Origin of the sequence: Siphonobacter aquaeclarae, assembly GCF_900103285.1 — a bacterium.
GTDB lineage: Bacteria > Bacteroidota > Bacteroidia > Cytophagales > Spirosomataceae > Siphonobacter > Siphonobacter aquaeclarae.
This window is the reverse complement of the sequence record NZ_FNGS01000004.1, coordinates 590,032-606,648: the sequence shown is the minus strand read 5'-3', so window position 1 is coordinate 606,648 and position 16,617 is coordinate 590,032. Positions and strand designations below refer to the sequence as shown.

16 protein-coding genes are annotated in these 16,617 nt (G+C 56.0%); 3 read left to right on the top strand and 13 right to left on the bottom strand.

The genetic code is table 11. From position 1 onward, the window contains the following. Positions 1-19 precede the first annotated feature (19 nt). The 5 genes from BLR09_RS12880 to BLR09_RS12860 all read right to left on the bottom strand — a co-directional run bounded on the left by BLR09_RS12880 (position 20) and on the right by BLR09_RS12860 (position 4,158). Complete coding sequence (locus tag BLR09_RS12880; RefSeq protein WP_093202934.1) at positions 20-556, bottom strand: YceI family protein; 537 nt, start codon at positions 554-556, stop codon at positions 20-22. 7 nt (positions 557-563) lie between these two features. Continuing rightward, positions 564-1,478 carry a DUF5777 family beta-barrel protein gene (locus BLR09_RS12875; protein ID WP_093202595.1) on the bottom strand — a complete coding sequence of 305 codons (915 nt, stop codon included), beginning with the start codon at positions 1,476-1,478 and terminating at the stop codon, positions 564-566. A 71-nt stretch (positions 1,479-1,549) separates the two neighbouring features. Then, positions 1,550-1,984 carry a QcrA and Rieske domain-containing protein gene (locus BLR09_RS12870; protein ID WP_218126651.1) on the bottom strand — a complete coding sequence of 145 codons (435 nt, stop codon included), beginning with the start codon at positions 1,982-1,984 and terminating at the stop codon, positions 1,550-1,552. A 175-nt stretch (positions 1,985-2,159) separates the two neighbouring features. Next, positions 2,160-3,599 carry an outer membrane beta-barrel protein gene (locus tag BLR09_RS12865; protein WP_093202592.1) on the bottom strand — a complete coding sequence of 480 codons (1,440 nt, stop codon included), beginning with the start codon at positions 3,597-3,599 and terminating at the stop codon, positions 2,160-2,162. Continuing rightward, the gene (locus tag BLR09_RS12860; RefSeq protein ID WP_093202588.1) at positions 3,571-4,158 is read right to left on the bottom strand and encodes an RNA polymerase sigma factor; all 588 of its coding nucleotides are present in this window, start codon (positions 4,156-4,158) and stop codon (positions 3,571-3,573) included. Before BLR09_RS12860 ends, BLR09_RS12865 begins: the two co-directional genes overlap by 29 nt. Positions 4,159-4,404: 246 nt before the next feature. On the opposite strand from BLR09_RS12860, the gene BLR09_RS12855 reads away from it, so the two are divergent. Next, positions 4,405-5,199: a c-type cytochrome gene (locus tag BLR09_RS12855; RefSeq protein ID WP_093202584.1), complete on the top strand. Its 795-nt coding sequence runs from the start codon at positions 4,405-4,407 to the stop codon at positions 5,197-5,199. 53 nt (positions 5,200-5,252) lie between these two features. On the opposite strand, the gene BLR09_RS12850 is transcribed toward BLR09_RS12855, so the two are convergent. Further along, on the bottom strand, positions 5,253-6,278 hold the full coding sequence (locus tag BLR09_RS12850) for an amidohydrolase family protein (RefSeq protein ID WP_093202581.1): 1,026 nt from the start codon (positions 6,276-6,278) through the stop codon (positions 5,253-5,255). A gap of 249 nt (positions 6,279-6,527) precedes the next feature. On the opposite strand from BLR09_RS12850, the gene BLR09_RS12845 reads away from it, so the two are divergent. Beyond that, the gene (locus BLR09_RS12845; protein ID WP_093202579.1) at positions 6,528-6,968 is read left to right on the top strand and encodes a nuclear transport factor 2 family protein; all 441 of its coding nucleotides are present in this window, start codon (positions 6,528-6,530) and stop codon (positions 6,966-6,968) included. Here BLR09_RS12845 and BLR09_RS12840 read toward each other — a convergent pair whose 3' ends face one another. From BLR09_RS12840 to BLR09_RS12815, 6 genes are all read right to left on the bottom strand, one after another. Continuing rightward, complete coding sequence (locus tag BLR09_RS12840; RefSeq protein WP_093202576.1) at positions 6,969-9,269, bottom strand: phosphatidylglycerol lysyltransferase domain-containing protein; 2,301 nt, start codon at positions 9,267-9,269, stop codon at positions 6,969-6,971. Positions 9,270-9,333: 64 nt separating this feature from the next. After that, positions 9,334-9,969, bottom strand: coding sequence for a hypothetical protein (locus BLR09_RS12835; RefSeq protein WP_093202573.1), 636 nt, complete (start codon positions 9,967-9,969; stop codon positions 9,334-9,336). A 33-nt stretch (positions 9,970-10,002) separates the two neighbouring features. Continuing rightward, positions 10,003-10,569: a DUF4136 domain-containing protein gene (locus BLR09_RS12830; protein ID WP_093202571.1), complete on the bottom strand. Its 567-nt coding sequence runs from the start codon at positions 10,567-10,569 to the stop codon at positions 10,003-10,005. 21 nt (positions 10,570-10,590) lie between these two features. After that, on the bottom strand, positions 10,591-11,139 hold the full coding sequence (locus BLR09_RS12825) for a hypothetical protein (RefSeq protein ID WP_093202568.1): 549 nt from the start codon (positions 11,137-11,139) through the stop codon (positions 10,591-10,593). A 119-nt stretch (positions 11,140-11,258) separates the two neighbouring features. Then, positions 11,259-12,635, bottom strand: coding sequence for an AcvB/VirJ family lysyl-phosphatidylglycerol hydrolase (locus tag BLR09_RS12820; protein ID WP_093202566.1), 1,377 nt, complete (start codon positions 12,633-12,635; stop codon positions 11,259-11,261). Positions 12,636-12,747: 112 nt separating this feature from the next. Further along, complete coding sequence (locus BLR09_RS12815; RefSeq protein ID WP_093202563.1) at positions 12,748-14,256, bottom strand: peptide MFS transporter; 1,509 nt, start codon at positions 14,254-14,256, stop codon at positions 12,748-12,750. Between the two features lie 77 nt (positions 14,257-14,333). Here BLR09_RS12815 and BLR09_RS12810 point away from each other — a divergent pair, with 77 nt between their 5' ends. Continuing rightward, positions 14,334-15,020 (top strand): peptidoglycan DD-metalloendopeptidase family protein, encoded by a 687-nt coding sequence (locus BLR09_RS12810; RefSeq protein WP_093202560.1) that lies wholly within the window; start codon positions 14,334-14,336, stop codon positions 15,018-15,020. Between the two features lies 1 nt (position 15,021). Here the strand turns inward: BLR09_RS12810 and BLR09_RS12805 are convergent, their stop codons facing one another. Beyond that, positions 15,022-16,602, bottom strand: a complete 1,581-nt coding sequence (locus tag BLR09_RS12805) for a D-apionate lactonase family protein (RefSeq protein WP_093202558.1) — start codon at positions 16,600-16,602, stop codon at positions 15,022-15,024. Between the last annotated feature and the right edge of the window lie 15 nt (positions 16,603-16,617).

Here is a 16,617-nt window from a genome sequence, read left to right as displayed (position 1 = left end):
AACACAGACTACACAGAAATTATTTTTTCACCAGAACAAACGTATTCCGCACATCCACCGTCTCCGCTATCTTCTGGAAGACAATCTTCGGAATATCAATTTTATGATCAACCAGGGCTACCTGAAACTCTGAAGTCAGGGTAATCTTCTCTCCATCTACCACCAGCTTTCCTTTCAGTACCCGGTCGAGTTTTACGCCGTGAAGGTCGAAACTGCCTTTGGCCGAGACGTCATACGACCCCGGTTTGCTCAGATCCGGCACGTCCTGAAGCTTTCCCCGGAACATTGCATACGGAAACTTGTCTGATTCCAGGTAGTTTTCGTTGAAGTGCTCCTGCATCAGTTTGTTGGGAAACTGAAACTCGGTGATAGGGACACGTACCACGACATCGCCGTTCTGGGTATTGAGTACCGCGCCGGTTTTCTTGTTGATGGCGGAGATATCTTCCAGCGGAGCTTTGGAGAAGAAACGGGTCTCGCCCGTTTGCGTAAGGAATAGCTGAGCCCGCGCCTGGAACGTCAGTGCCAGGCCCAGCATAAGCAGTACCGTTTTCATATGCATGCTACCAGGCGGCAGCTTTTTTGGTTTTCCGGTCGAAACTGAAAGTCCGGGAAATGTTGAATCCGTAGTTGATATCACCCTTGAAAAAGTCTCCCGTAGCCTGCGTGAGGAACTGCTTCTCGATCATGCCCTGGGAGTTGGTGAAGTGAAGCTGGAAAACGTGTCCGCCGGTTTCGATATCCACTCCTACTGCAAATACATTGTAGGTTTTGGCGCCGCCGGGAGCGGTAAACCGGTCGGCCTCGCTCAGGAACCGCGCAAAGTATTCGGCGTTGACCGATACCCGCTTGCTCACTTTATACCTTCCCCCGATACCCACAGAAGCAACCGTCTTGGGCGCCGCTTCCGGCTTGCCGAGTACCACGATTCCGGGCGTCACCTGAAGGGAGAATTTCTCGCTGAACTTCCGGGCGATGAGTACCTGGCCAGTCCAGTTCTGGCGTTCGCCGTTGTTGTAGTACAGCACAGCGGCAGCGTTTTGACGGGTCGGCTCTGTGACGATGGCGTCCGAACCGAAGAGGGTGATACTCACCGGAGATCCCTGGCCGGCCTGCCGCAGCAACCGGTATTTGAGGTAGAGGTCGACCGTCTTCTGTACCGAACTCCGGCCGATCCCGACCGTCAGCCGGTCGTTGATCCCGTATTCGAGGCCCAGCCGGATCGTCGCCTCATCCATTCCGTAAAAGTTATCCACACCCGAATTGAGCCGTCCGAACCGGTGGGAAATCAGGAAGTCGAGCGTCTTGCCGCGTACCGTCTCGACGGTATGCCCGTTGATCAGGCGCGTGCCTTTGAATGTCGCCGTTGTGGTGGTCTTCGGTTTGGCCGGATCGAGGTTATTAAGCAGGTCGTCCTGCGCCAGGGCCGGAGTAGCGAAAAAGCCTCCGGCCAGGAGGAAAATGAGGGTCTGTTTCATGGGAGCTGGGTGCTGAGAAAGGGAGATCGGAAAAAGGGTTGGAGCAGGCAGAACCCACTCCAACGCCCGTACTATTCAAACACCCGAAGCGTGTTACCGCTGAGTTCCGTTTTATACTGTTTCAGGGCGGTGACGGCCGGTCCGTTCGTAACCGTCCCGCTGGTAGTGAATGTCGACCCGTGGTTGGGGCAATAGATGTCGTCGGTTGCGAGGCGGTACTGCACGCTCGTTCCCTCATGGGTACACGTCTGGGAAACCGCGATGTAGCTGCCGCTTTTGGTACGGGCAACGATGATGCCGTTGCTGTAGAGGTAGCCGCCGTTTGTCGCCAGCTGTGTCGTCGTGGTCAGGTTGAGAGAAAAGTCGACCTTGGTGCCCGATCCCGGCGTAGTCGGCGTAACGGAGTCTTTTTCGTTCTTGCAGCCGGAGAGACATTGCTGCAGGACGATTGCTCCGATGCTGGTACCGACCAGGGCCATGAACTGCTTGCGATCCATCGTGTTCATACTCGTTTTGGGTTTAGTTGTCAGTTGTGAAAAGTTTGGGCAAAGGGAATCCTGCTCCGGCGACGGCGTTTGTCGGGAAGAAAGACCAGAAAAGAAAGAATTGCCTGGTTACGCACCTATACTTCCGAAAGCGGAAGGACGTTGCAGGTGCCTGTTTAAAAGTTCGGTTTACGGGTTATCGTCCTGCACTTTTCAAGCGGTAGCGGAGGGAGAAAAAGACGCCTTCCGTCCGCAGTTTCACGTTACCGAATCCGAGGGTACCCAGCGGCAGCTTGACAAAGGGTTCCGCCCGCAAGGTCAGCCGGGGGCCAATAGGCCGCTCCAGGCCGAGGGACAGGTTGGCCGTTGACAGCCAGCTGTTGCCTCCGTTGTACTTCTCGATCGTGTAATCGTAGGTTTTGTACTCGTACCGGTAATCTTCTTTCAGCAGGACATAGGACGTACTTCCTACGCTTACGAAGAAGGTATTCTTTCTGACCTTCCAGGCATCGAAGGTGACGGCTATGGGTATATCCAGCATTTTGCACGTCGCATCGATGTTGTCCGGGCGGTGATACAGTTGCCAGTAGCCGTCATACGGTCGGTAATCGTAGCTGCTGGCTCCATAGTTTTTCAGTGAATAGATGACTCCGGCAGAGGCACGCCAGCGCGGAGCAAATCGGTAATCAACCTGCAGGCCGGTATTCAGCCCCGTAGAGGCGGCCCGGCCCTGAACATGGGTAAAGTCCGGCGAAAGCATGAGCTGCAACGCCCAGCGTTCGGGTGACGGTGGTATTGGTTTGCTGATTTCAGGAGCAGATTCCACACTGGGGTCGGACAACCGAAGTGTAACCGGAAGAGGCTGCCAGGGTTTCGTTTTCAGCAGATATACGGCCTGTTGAATCCGTTGGTTTGTGTCTGCCGAAATAACCGGTACAACAGTAGGTACCGCTGCCTTTTCTGCCGGCCTCCGCGCCCCGGATGTGCTGCCCGGTTTTTCTTCTTTTGTGGAATAGGAACGTGAAACCAGTTGAGTATCATTGGAGACGGCCGGTTCTTTTTTCTGCCGGAGCGCCCGGATTGTCTGCTTTTTCGCCTGGGTACGCTCCCCGGCTGCATGGATTGGTTTCGCCGGTATACCGGCCGTTTCCGGTACAGCGGTTTCCCGGATGGTTTTCTCTTTTCCGGATGCTTCAGGCTCCCTGCGGGCCGTCTCTTTTCCGGGCGCAGATACTTCCCTGCCGGCTATTTCTTTTCCGGATACATCCGCCCGGGATGCTTTGTCGGTGTCAGTATGTCGGGTCTGCCTGCTTTCAGGCACGCCCTTGCGGCCAGCCGGTATACTTACTCCTGCTTCAACAGCCGCTCGGGTTGCGGCAAGATCGCCTTGCTTCTTCCCGGCATCAGACAACGAACCCGCACCCAGCCAGGCCAGACCGCCCAACAACCCTACTACCACAAGGCCTTCCAGCAACCGGTTTTTCCAAATACTTCCGGGTTGGTCCGAGGGGCCGTCGAGCTTGCGCTCCATAGCTTTCCAGGCTTCGGGGTCGAAGGCCGGCTCGTACCCCGCAGCAGCTTGTCGGAACAGGCTGTCGAGCTGTTCGTCAGGCGTATTTGGAGTATCTTTCTTCATGACTACGTTTTAACAGTTCCCGCAGATTCAGACGGGCTTTTGCCAGATTGGACTTGGACGTTCCGACGGAAATATCCAGTTGCCGGGCAATTTCCTCGTGGGAATACCCGTCGATCGCATACAGGTTGAATACCGCCCGGTAAGCGGGACTCAGCTGCCGGATCAGTCCGATCAGGTCTTCATAAGCCAGTCCGTCGAGCGGACTTTCGGTGTGGTCTTGTGCAGGCACAAGGTGTTCTTCCAGTTCCACGGTCTGACTGGTACGGATCGTACTCCGGTACTGGTCTATTGCCGTGTGTATCAGTATCTTCTTGAGGTACCCGACAAACGAGGGTACCGGTTCATGTTTTTCAGGTTGAAAGTGAGAAATGTTGTTAAACACCTTCAGAAAGCCGTCGTTCAGCGCCTCAAGTGCCTCCTCCCGGTTCCGGCAGTATCGCAGACAAACTCCCATCGCAAACGAATAGAAAAGCCGGTATAAATTCTCCTGGCTCTTCCGGTCGCTGCGGGCGCAGCCCTCCAACAAGGGCAGTAGCTCGGCGGAAGTTGTCTTAATCACATTCAGGGTGTTTTCAATTGCATACTCGGGAAATCCCGGGAAAAGGTTGCCTCTCTGTCAAAATAAACCTGCATTTTTGAGTATCAGACAGGGTAGTTGATCTTAAATGTCCTAACTGTCAGTAATTTACGAAGGAATCCCGGGAACTGCCGCTACCGAAAAGGTCAGAATTTCCAGCAGGATAGCGATTGAACGAGCGGCGGCTTCCTCCCTCCAACCGAAAACCCAAAACCGAAAACGTTTCCCATGTTCCGGGTTCTGCTTCTGTTGTTGTCCCTCGTCGTCGTTGCCTGCCACTCTGCCGGTACGGGCGAGAACCGCGTCGTCGGTGACTCGGTATCCGTAGACCTGGAGGCCTGGAAAGCGGCCGGCTTGCCGAAGACGGAGAAGGTAACCGTCCGCAAAGACCCCGTTTTCCACATGCGCAAGCGGTTTGAGGCTGTACCCGTGGAAGACGTCCTGGAGCGGATCCCGCTGTATGCCTCCACCAAACCGGACGAGCTCGAAGTCGTTTTTGAGTGCGAAGACGGCTACCATCCGACCATGCCCCTGCCGCTGTTATTGAAAAGCAAGGCGTGGCTGGGCGTGCGCGACCTCGACGCCCCGGCCGGGCAGGAATGGACCACCCTGCAGAAAGGCGCCGAAACCAAGAAGATTGCCCCGTTTTACCTCTTTTATACCAATGTTTCGGGTGATGACCCGGCCTACAAATGGCCGTATAACCTCGTCCGTATCCGCCTGGTGAAAAACGCCGAGCGGCGGGAGGCGCTGTTGCCCGATTCCACCGCCGCCAAAGGGTACGCCCTCTTCAAGCTGCATTGCCAGACCTGCCACTCGGTCAACGGCCTCGGCGGCACGCTCGGCCCCGAGCTCAACCGCCCCCGCAGCGTCACCGATTACTGGAAGGAAGACGAGCTCAAAGCCTTCATCGCCAACCCCGCCTCCTTCCGCGACCGCGTCAAAATGCCGCAGCTGGCGCTGGAAAAGGAAGAGATAGAGGAGATTGTGGGGTATTTGAGGTATATGAGGGGGAGGAGGTGAGAGATAGCGTGTATACCCCAGATTGCTATTCTTTCGCCGGCTTTAACGTTTGATCATCTCTTCTGATACTTCTGCGTCACAGTGGGATCAAGACGCAGAAATCTCGCCGCATTGTTGTAGAAAATATCCCTCTTTTCCGCTTCCGTCAGAAAGGGAGCTTCTTCAATGGCTTTAATGCCGACTTCGATGGCCGCAGGCCATACCATCTGATCCGAACCAAACATCACCCGCTTTCCAAAACCGGATTCCATGATGCGCTTCAGGTACGAATGAAACTCCTTTCTAGGCAAAACGTAACAAATGACGCCCAGGTCTACGTATGCCTGCGGGTGGGTATACAGTGTAGCCAGCAAATCGTCCAGCAACGGCCAGCCCGCATGGGCAATTGCGACGCGCAGAGTTGGGTGTTTAATCATCGCTTCTTCCGCGGTAAAGGCACTGTGAAGTCTTGCCCGGTACTTCGGCGTTCCGAAATAGGCAACTCCGGGAGGGCCGGTACCGATGTGAACACTCAGCGGAATGTCGAACTCCTCCGCCAGCTTCAGGTATGGCTCCATCACCGAATCGGAAAGCGCAATGCCCTGGTATTGCGTGGAGATTTCTCCGAATACTTTGACAGCGCCCGTTTGAAAAAAATGCCGCATGGAATCCGGCGTCAGCGCCGGGTCGCCGATGGTAAACAACACGCCCGGAATGATCCGGTCCGGCGCCTGCTGCTGCCAGCGACGGACATATTCCATCGGACCGCTCGTAACGCCAATGATATTGTATTTGTCGAGAAGGCTGATGGTCTGATTCCGAAGCACATCGTCCGACGGAGCGGATGTCAGACAGGTTGCACACATCGACGACGACCCAAGCAACTGCTTCATATAGCCCATCCCGCCTCCCTGTTTGGGGTCGAGGGCGGACCAGTCCCGATACGGCGCCCCGATTGTCACCGGATAAGGCCCCTGACCTGTATAGGGGAGAGCATGCAGGTGCATATCGATAATAGGCGGCCGCTTTGAGGCCGGCTGCGACCAGGCAGAAATTCCCGCCGCTAACACGAAAATCCCGGGAAGAAGAAAATGCTTCATACCTGTGGCATTTTGTTGGATATACTTGCTAATTGATAAGTAAGTTACGCAGGCTTTTTTAATAATACCCAACAACTGTCGTCTGGAAGAAGGTGCGAGTTATTTACCGGTGTAGAGCTGGAAAAGAGGGCAATATATCCGTATCTCACGAGAAAGAAGACTGGGCACATGCTGAAATGATGGTGAAAGTGTGCTATCTTATGATCCTGTAACTGCCCAATACCTTCGACGATCCCTTTTTTTAAAACCATGCGCCTTCAGATCCTCCCCCTCCTCCTTCTCCCCCTCTCCACCTACGCCCAATCCGACGACGAAAAAGCCGTCCGCGCCGTAGTAGACCGCCTTTTTGAAGGCATGGCCAAACACGACACCACGATCATCCGGAGTACGTTTCACGCCAGCGCGCGCCTGCAATCGGCCGGGACGAACAAACAGGGTGAGGCTGTCCTCCGAACCGATGCCGTGGATTCCTTCATCAAGTCCATTGGCTCTATTCCGGCTACAACCAAAATCGAAGAACGGTTAACGGGCTACGAAATCCGCGTGGACGACCGCCTCGCTACCGCCTGGACGCCGTACGAGTTTTACGTCAACGATAAACTCAGCCACAAGGGAGTAGATGCATTTCAGCTTTATAAAACGGCCGACGGCTGGAAGATCATCCAGATCAGCGATACCCGGCGGAAATAATCAATCCCGCCACTTCGATACCTTCCGGATGGCCGTCGCCGCCTGGAGCAGATCCAGGTCTTCCTCGTAAATGAGGTACTTGTCGCGCCATTCCGTCGCATACTTTTCCTTGAAGGCGCGCAAGCCCTTGAAGTGGGAAAAAGCGCGTTCATATGCGACTTTCATGACCTGCTCCGCCAGACTATGCGCATCCGAAATGCCCGACAGCGGCGCCAGCCCCATGTTCAGGGTATGCAGGCCTTCGCTTTGCAAATGCCGGATGATGGCTACCAGGAGTACATCCACAACGCCGTTGGGCGCATCGCTCGTCTTCCGGATCAGGTCGTATGTTCCTTCTCCCGGCGCATAGTCGGGAATCAGGTTGGCGAAGGCCACTACCTTACCCTCCCGGTTTTCAATCGTGATGATCGTTTGCTGCTTCAGGGCGTCCGGAACAAAAACACCTTGTGAAAAAGCGGTTTCTGCCAGGTTCTCCGCCGTCAGCCATTCGATCGATACGGCCTTCAGTTGTTGCAGAAGTGCGTCCCGTTGCGGGGCCGGATACGTATGCGCCGTGTAGCCCGAGCCTTCGATGCGGTTCAGGGCATTGCGAAGCGCTTTCCGGTCTTTGCCTTCGAGGGTAAATGTCGTCAGGTCCACCAGTGCTTCCTGTCCGATGTGGAGATAATGCCGGGGCTTGAACGCCGGCAGATCGTCCTGATCTACCCGGTAATACAGGACCTGAAACCCGCGCTTCCGGCATTCGTCTTCAAACTGGCGGAGCAGAGCAGGAAGTGATGCTCTCGGCGGGCAAACGGGCGTTTCGAGCACGATAACCGACGTCCCGGAAATCCGGTAGCTGAAGTACGCGTCTCCAAAAAACAATACCTGCTTATCCGGGTAATACTTGAAGTAGTCGAGCGGCGAGCGACCGAACTGCGTTGTCAGCTGCTGCGCCCGGAGGCGGTCTTCCGCCGTCGTTTCTTTCAGGGTGCTGTTTCCGGAAAGCTGTACGAGTCGCCGCGCCGGAGGACTGCTGATCCGGTATTGTGATTGCGTGAAGAGCAGGATGATCAATACCCCGCCGCCAAAAAGGGCCTCTTCGTAATCAATCGCCTTGGTCAGGTGCGTCAGAATCGATAGAAATACCAGCGTCGCCGTACAGAGCCACGCCAGCCGGTAGCCGCGAAGCAGGCCTACCGACAAGAGTATCAGGAAGATACCGAAGACGATGACGGCGTCGTTCGACAACTGCGTCCATTCCGGTGAAAGCAGCTCATGCAGCAGGCGCAGCCGGTGCGTCAGCGCGGGCGTAAAGGCCGAAACCAGGTTCACCACTCCCATCACCAGCGTCAGAAACACCGGCAGCATCCGGAGGAAAAGATTTCCTTTCTGCCAGAAAAAACTGAATAACCCGACTACCAGCGGCAGCCAGAACTCGAAAATCCGGTAGTACAGCGTAGCGGCTACTGCGGGCGCTTCTTTCATGTGGCCGTACCGGATGAGGACAAACGTCATCGCGACTTCCACCGCGCCCAGCCCGCGCAGGGCAGGGGAGAAAGCATAGAGCAGCGTAGCAGCGATGTAGGTATTCAATGCCAGGAAAAAGCCGGTATCCCCGCCCAGCGCATGGATCGCCAGCGCGACGTGTGCGATACCGCAAAGCTCCACACCTACCGATGCCAGCAGCGTAGCCCAGATGTACCGGGAACGGATCGATTGCCCGCTCAGCGCATCCAGGTCGCGGACGAGAGAAGGCGTATACTTTTCCAATAGCCGCCGTACCAATCCGGCTTTCCTGTAGGACCATATCCCGAGCGTCACCAGCAGTACCAGCGCCACAACAACCAGCACCGGACCGCCTACCGATAGCCCCGGCAGAGGTAATCCGAACGCCAGAACCGGCAACGCGACCAGCAGCAGCGAGCCGTATCCGGCCAGTACATACACAAAAGAACCAATGTAAATCTGTTCCCGCGTGAGTGCGTCGCGGAGAGGCCGGTTGTAAAACGCCATCGCCGAAACGCCTCCGGCCGGCAGAAATACACTGACGAAATTCCGGCGTATCCAGAGTTTGGCAGCCTTCCCGAACGAGAGCTTCCCGCCGGCTGCGGCGAAACTCCCGACATACATATAGCTGCTCAGTATCAGGTAAAGCGCCGTAACCGACGCCGCCAGGAGGCCGGTCAGAAACGAAGTATCGGGCAACAGGTAAATGGCACGCGCCAGGTCGGGGCCTTCGCTGCGCACAAACCAGACTGCTACACCCAGCATGAGCAGGGTCAGGACAAGCTTGCCGGTTTTCGGAGAAAGCCACTTCATACAAAAAAGTTTGGCGGCGGAGGGCCACCAAACTTACATATTTTTTGGGGTGAGAACAGGGAAATCAGGAATGCGTACTGTGCTTTTTTACGTACTCTTTCAGCTCGCTCAGCCGCTGGCGGAGGTGTTGCTCGGCCTGGGCACTATCGGCCTTCGCGGCATGTTTCCGTGCTTCGAGCGCTTCGCGGGTACCCTGAATCATCTGAAGACCTTTCGTTTGCTCGTCGCCGGACAGGTGACGGACGTTCTTTTCCAGATCATCCAAAGTCACCTTCAGTGGATCTTCCTGAATGACAGGCAATACCTCGGTCTGTTCGATGACGCGGTGTTTGACGAGCAGCTCGGCGACGTCCGTCGTCCGCGTGAGCTCATCGGCGGTCAGCTTACCGTCTTTTGCCTTCGCAATCAGGTTTGTGACCTGGCGGTAGGCTTCGCCGAAGTCCCCGTTTTGCGGATCGGCAAGGTTTTTCGCTTCGGCTGCGAGAGCGGTTGCCCCGGTGGAAAGCAGGCGTGCTGCCGCTTCGTTTTTTCCTACTTTGAGGGAATCAGCCGCCTGGTCGAAATAGACGTTCGACGGGTTGTCGACGGCTACTTTTTCTTCCACCGGGACGAGCTTCGTATCCGTCTCGCCTTTTTCATTTTTGGACTGACAGGCGCTCAGTGCGAGCAGCGCCATCAGCAGTATGGCCTGGGTTTTCATGGTAGACAGGTTATCCGGCGGGTGCCGGGGTGATTATACGTGTGCGGGATATTTGGTGAGAATCTGCCGGGCTTCGCGCGCAAACTGCTTGCCGAGCCGGGCCGGGTCGTTGACCGGGTTGGCGATGGAGCCGCGCCAGATCAGCTGGTTGGTACGGGCATCGATAACGTCCACGATCAGCGTGCCTTCGGTATAGTGTTCGGTGTGATAACCGGTATTCCACGGGTGGTAGTAATAGCTGTATCCTACCGGAATCCACCGTCCGCGGAACCAGACGCTATACGGAACCGGATAGGCCGGCGCCGGATTGGCTACCTGCCGGGATTCCTGCTGAAAGTACTCGTGATAGGTCAGCAGGAGGTCGGGCTGGTTATCGTCTTCCGTAATACCTTTTTTATTCAGCTCCGCAGACAGGGCCTGACGGATATTCGCATCCGCCAACTGGCTGTGATAGAGCGGGTTGCTGTTGGCCTGGATATCAGGTTTTACCCAGGTAAACTTGCGGTACTGATCGAACGGTACTGAATGATTTTGTTCGACATTGACAGATGCGCAGCTACTCATCCCGAGTACCAGCGCGGCTAGTACCAGCGTTTTCATGGCTTGAAGGGAAAGACTTTCCTAAAGACGTGATTTCAGAATGGCGCCGGTTTGATCGGCAACGGCATAGCCGTGTTTCTTATTCTGAACAAAATGAACGAGGTAACGTACTTCTTGTCCTTTGGCATTCAGGTGAATCTTTTCCTGATCGCCGGTGATGCGGGCTTCCGGAAATTTGGCCGTGACTGCGTCGACTACTTCCCGCGGGAGCGCTACGTCAGACGCCTTTTCAGAGAAGCTAACCAGACGGCCATCCTGGTTGTAAACAGCCTGACCATGTACGTTTTTGCCGTTGAGATCGATGGTATAGTAAACATCGGTAGCCCCTTTCATCGAATCGTCGCCGAGCTGGGTAATGGCAAATTTTTCATCGAGGACCTGTTTCGGCAGCAGCTTCCAGTCGCTGATCGCTTTGCCATCCGGGAAATCATGTTCGTATGCTTTGAGAACGCTTTCGGGGATGGATTTTTTGGAAGAGCCTTCGGCAACGAGGGTTTGTTCTACTGTTTGGGCGAAAACGCCGGCGGAGGTTGCTGCAACCAGTCCGACAGCCACAAGAATCGTTTTCATGATCACAATGGTTTGAATGGGTGAAAACGCGCCGGCCGGAGCCGGGTGTTGATCAGTTTGAACGATTCAAAGGTCCGCCCGCGACCTTAAACCCGTGTGTAAATATTCTTAAAACGACCTTAAAGTGAGACAATCACATTCGCGATCGCCGCATAGGCGTCGTCGAAATGATGGCTGCCGGGAAGCGTCCGGACAGGTACACCGGCGGCGGCAAAGCGGTCCCGCGTCGGAATATCTTCTTCACTTCCGAACAGGCATACCGGCCGCAGCGCCTTGATTTTTGTGGTTTCAGCGAGGACGTCATACTGGTCCGACGGACTGCCGATACTCAGCATATCCGAAATATGAATCTCAAAGTCTCCTTTTTCAGAAGGGGAAAGCAATACAACCTGCCGGAGATTCGCCTTCAGGTCAGCCGGCAGCCGGTTCGCCACAAACGGCGCCACGCACGCGCCGAAGGAGTACCCCGCCAATACGAAGTCTTTCCGGTTGAATTTCTGCTGGTAGTACCGGATGACGCGGACGAGGTCGGCCGTGGTACTTTCCGGCGTACGTGCCTGCCAGAAATAGTGCTGGGCGTCGAGCCCCACTACTGCCGAGCCTTTGGCTGCCAGAGCTGATCCGACGGACTGATCGAAACTCGTCCACCCGCCATCACCCGATAAAAACACCGTAAAAGGTGCCGTATCCGGTCGGGCAGGGGCGACGACGGTCAGGGGTAGTTCCGGCAGGGAGGCGACAGCCCGGGCAGGCGCCGCGTCTTTTGCCAGCCGGTCATAGGCAGAGAGATAGGCAGGAAGCCAGTGCGCTGGCACGCCGAAACCATGCCCTACTTTCGGAAGGGCTACCAGGCTGGCGTTCGGCAGGCCGGTCAGGTAGGCCTGCGTCGCTTTGGGCTGGCATACCTGATCGGTCATACCCTGCAAGGCGATAAACGGAGCGGGTAGTTTGTCGAAGCGTTCGAGGAAATAGCTCTTGCCCGGCTTGAGTACCCGGTTCCGGAGGCCCGCGCCGGCGCACAGGGGCTTCGGAAGTTCGATATCGGGGCAGAAGCCCAGCCCGAGCGCCCCGCGGAAGGTTCCGGCCGGCGCCTGCGCCAGCATGCCGTATACCAGTGTTGCCCCGGAGGAATACCCCACCAGCACCGGCTTCAGGTACTGGCGGATGCGGAGTTTTTTCTGGACAGACAGGCTCATCGTCTCGAAATCAGCAGCCGGATAGTAGCATGCACCGGTTTGCTTCCGGAGCGCCGCATAGTACTGAAGAATATTGACGCCGATGACCAGCGAACCTTTTTCCGCCAGTTTTTCCGCCATGGTAATCACCCCGGCATTCCAGCCTCCGTCTCCGGAAATGAAAATCGCGACAGCCGTCGGCGGCGTCACCGGATGAAACAGGTGCAGCATGCCGAACGGCGCATAGCGGAGGGAATCGACACGAATGGCTTTCGCCGGAAAGGCGAAGAGCAGAAAAGCGAGAAGAGCGAGACGTTTCATGACCGTAAAAGCATGTCAGAGCTAAGACACACTTTCTTCCCGAAAGAAAAGAAAAAACGGGAGGTCCGGACTGTTCCGGGGCTCCCGTTTTTTTTGGGGGTCATACTATTGGTCAGTGCATCATCCGCACCAGCCGGCGCGAAAGCAGAAACAGCAGCACAGCGGCTACTCCCGACATGATGACGAAAAGCAGGAAGAAGTCGTACAGGTTATTCATCTGATAACCAAGCAGTACTGTCGGTTTTCCGGCTTCGGGGTAAAAGGAGCTGAGGGTACCGGCAAACTTATTGGCAATCACATTGGCAAGGAACCAGACGGCCATCAGCAGGGAGCTGTATTTAGTTGGCGCAAGCTGGTTGACCAGGGAAAGACCGATCGGAGAGAGGCACAGCTCCCCGACGGAGTGGAAAAAGTACAGGGCAGCAAGGTAACCCGCGCTGACTTTCACACCCGGAACCGGATCTTTCACCGCCGGAAGCATGATCAGGTAGCCAATGCAGAGCAGGGTCAGTCCGATCGACATTTTATAGGGAGAAGAAGGCTCCAGGCCCCGGTTGCCGAGGAAGGTCCAGACGACGGCCATCAGCGGCGCGCAGGTGACGACAAAGAACGGGTTGAAGTTCTGGAAAAGCGCAGGAGGGATCGTCAGGCCGAACAGCTCGCGGTCTACCTGCTCATCCGCGAAGAAGGTCAGGGAAGCGCCTGCCTGCTCGAAAGCAGCCCAGAAGAAAATGACGAAGAAGGAAACAACGTAAATGACAATAACCTGCTGGCGCTCTTTGGCGGTGAGGGACTTGTCCAGCAAAATGATAATCAGGGAAAGAATACCGCCGACGAGGGGCAGCCAGAGCAGAATCGGGTAGGCGTTGACGTCGAACCACAACAGGCCGAGTCCGGCGAAGAAGAGCAGAGGAAGCGACCAGTAAATCGGCTTCACCTTCGGGGAATCGGGAGGAGTCAGGCCGACCGGCTCTCCCTTCCAGGTAATCAGGTACTTGATTTTGCCCCACTGGAAAATAAAGGTACCGAGGAGCATCGCAATACTACAGGCGAGGAAGGCCCAGCGGAAGTCTTTGGGATCGCCGGTATTGCCGACTACCGCGCAGATCGTCTGGCCGATGAACGAGCCCAGGTTGATCCCCATGTAAAAAATGGTGTATGCGGTATCTTTGCGGCGGTCGGCGGGGTCATACAACGTCCCCACCATCGAGGAAATATTCGGTTTGAAAAAGCCGTTTCCGACAATCATTCCGCCCAGACCGATATACAGCAGCAGGTTGCCGAGAGGCTGGTCGTACATACTGCCCGAACAGAAGAGCAGAAACTGCCCCAGGGCCATCAGGAGGCCGCCGACGAGAATAGAGCGGCGGTTGCCCCAGTATTTGTCGGCGATGTATCCGCCGATCAGTGGTGTGAGGTAGATGAGCGAGGTATACCCTCCGTAAAAATTCGACGCGAGTGCTTTGTCATATAACAGCGCCTGCGTAAAGTAGAGGGTCAAAACGGCACGCATGCCATAGTAACTGAACCGCTCCCACATTTCCGTGGTGAAGAGCAGGAAAAGTCCCTGCGGGTGGCCCAGGATCTTCCCGGAAGAGGGAGATTTGAGGGTTTCAGACATCCGAAGTTTGTGATTAAAGTGAATTCGTAATTCCCAAATATAAACCTGTTTTGTACGACACTCACTATCCGGGCGCGATGAAACCGAATGATGCGACGGCGAAAGGCCAAATTTTCTTTGCTCCTGTAGTACCGTTCGACTGGACGAAAGACTGGTGGGTAATATTGGATTTTACGGCTGAAAATCAGGAATTAACCAAGCTGGACCTGCCGGATACGGCCTCGTTTTCCAACTATGTTTTTGCTGTTTTGAGAGATGCCGGAGCCGTCTGCGGCGTAGGCGGCTATAACGAACACCGGATACTGTACCGCCGGAGTTTGCATTTCAATGCAGCGGATCAGGAACCCCGGGAAATACACCTCGGCATCGACATATGGGCGGAAGCCGGCACGCCCGTCAGCCCGCCGCTCGATGGTACCATTCACAGCTTTCAGGATAATGCCCGTTTCGGAGACTACGGTCCGACGATTATCCTCGAACACAGGCTGAACGACGAAACCTTCTATACCTTGTACGGGCACCTTTCCAGGACATCCCTCATCGGGAAGAAAGCCGGCCAGGTCATCCCGGCCGGCGAAGTATTTGCGGAGTTTGGTACCTTTCCGGAAAATGGAGACTGGCCTCCCCACCTTCATTTTCAGGTGATCCGGGATTTGCAGGGATACTCGGGCGACTACCCCGGCGTCTGCGCGCTGTCACGTCGGGAAGAGTTTCTGGCGAACTGCCCCGACCCGAACCGCTTCCTGGGTATTCCCGGGCTATAGGTCAGTAGACGGCCTTCCATTCATAAGCAGCAAGTACTACAGGGATTCCGCCGGGCAGGCGGACTTCGATCGGCGCGTCAGTATGGTTGGCGAGGAGGGTGGTCTTCCAGCCGTCTGCTTTTTCCAGAATCAAACTGCTGCATACCCGCGGCTGTGAACTCCTGGAGAGAATCACCCGTTCGGGCCGGAACTCGCTCAGAAAAGCAAAAAGGTGATAGGCCGGGGTGGTTTCTCCCCCGTGAATCAGTCCGTACGGGCCGGTCAGGTCTTCAAACGCCGCTGACTCGGCTCCGGCTTCGGAAAGGTATTTCAAACTGCCGACCAGCCAGGACGCGCCAAGGGCTGTATGCTGCCGGGGATCCGGTTCCGCTGCCTGTTTCGGGCGGGGAAACAGTGTCACGTGCGTCGCCGATACAGGCCTGCCGGAGCGTGCCGCCGCCGTGCGTACCTGTTCGGCTTGTGCCGGCAGGTTTTCAAAAAGCGTCCAGGTATCCGGGTTATGCGCGGTGGGAGTCAGCGTAAAGCCGACGAAATCCACGCGGGAAAAATCGAAGGGATTCCGGTTGAAATCAGCGAAATGCCCCAGGGTTCCGCCTCCCCGTTTTTCCGCTGGCGGATTACCGGCCAGCTGGTCGTTGCCGGTCCATCCTTCTTCGGAAACATGCAAGACCTCTTTCACCGCAGGATGGCCCCGCAGCCAGTCCGGCAGTGTATCTGCCGCAATATCCACACGCAGAGGAATACCCGTTTCAGCCGCCCGGTCCAGTACCGATTGGTCTTTCGGGTTGAGTACCCGCAGGAATGCAGGCGAAAGCTTTTTCAGGAGGGTAGTTTCTTCAGAAGACAGTGAAGCCGCCGGCCACCAGCCCAGCCCCCAGCGGACAAAGGGCTTCGATTCTCCCTGCAAATCGATCCGGATAACGGAATCCTCCGGTTCATAAGCGGGTAATGTTCCGTCAAAGGTGAGGGTAATGGTATGGTGAAAGACCTCACCGGCGGCTACATCAGCCGGTTGCGGGTACCGCTGCGGTGTTGAGTAGGTTTTGAACGACGCATCAGACCAGTTGCGCTGGTCTTCCGATTCGAATACTTCCCCTTCAAACTGAAGCCGGGCGGTTACGCCGGGACCGGCGTTCCATTCCATCGCCGAAACATCAAAAAACGGCTGATGCGGATCGATTTTGTCGGGAAACGCCGCCAGGGTTGCAGACCCGTCCGGGTGCGTGATCCGGCAGGGGAGTCCCGGCGCCAGCGGGTGCAGGGCGCAAAGACCAATGCGGTTTTTGGAGAAATCGGAAAGGGCTTCGCCGGTCCAGTCGAAGGTCACGGTACCGTCGGCCATGCCGGTCAGAACCACGGTGCCTTTCATATGCAGGCCGAGGTCTTCGGTGTACCAGTCGTATGAAATCCGGAAGGAATCTTCCTGAATATCCTGCTGCTCATTCGTCCGTGTGACAACGGCGGTACGCCAGTTGGCGTCGCGCAGCGCGGGGTAAATGCGGCGAAGAATTTCCCGGTCGCCGAACCGGAAGTAGCGGAGGGATCCCTCCAGGTAATCGACAGATAAAGAGCCGGCACGCATAAGGGCGGGTATTTG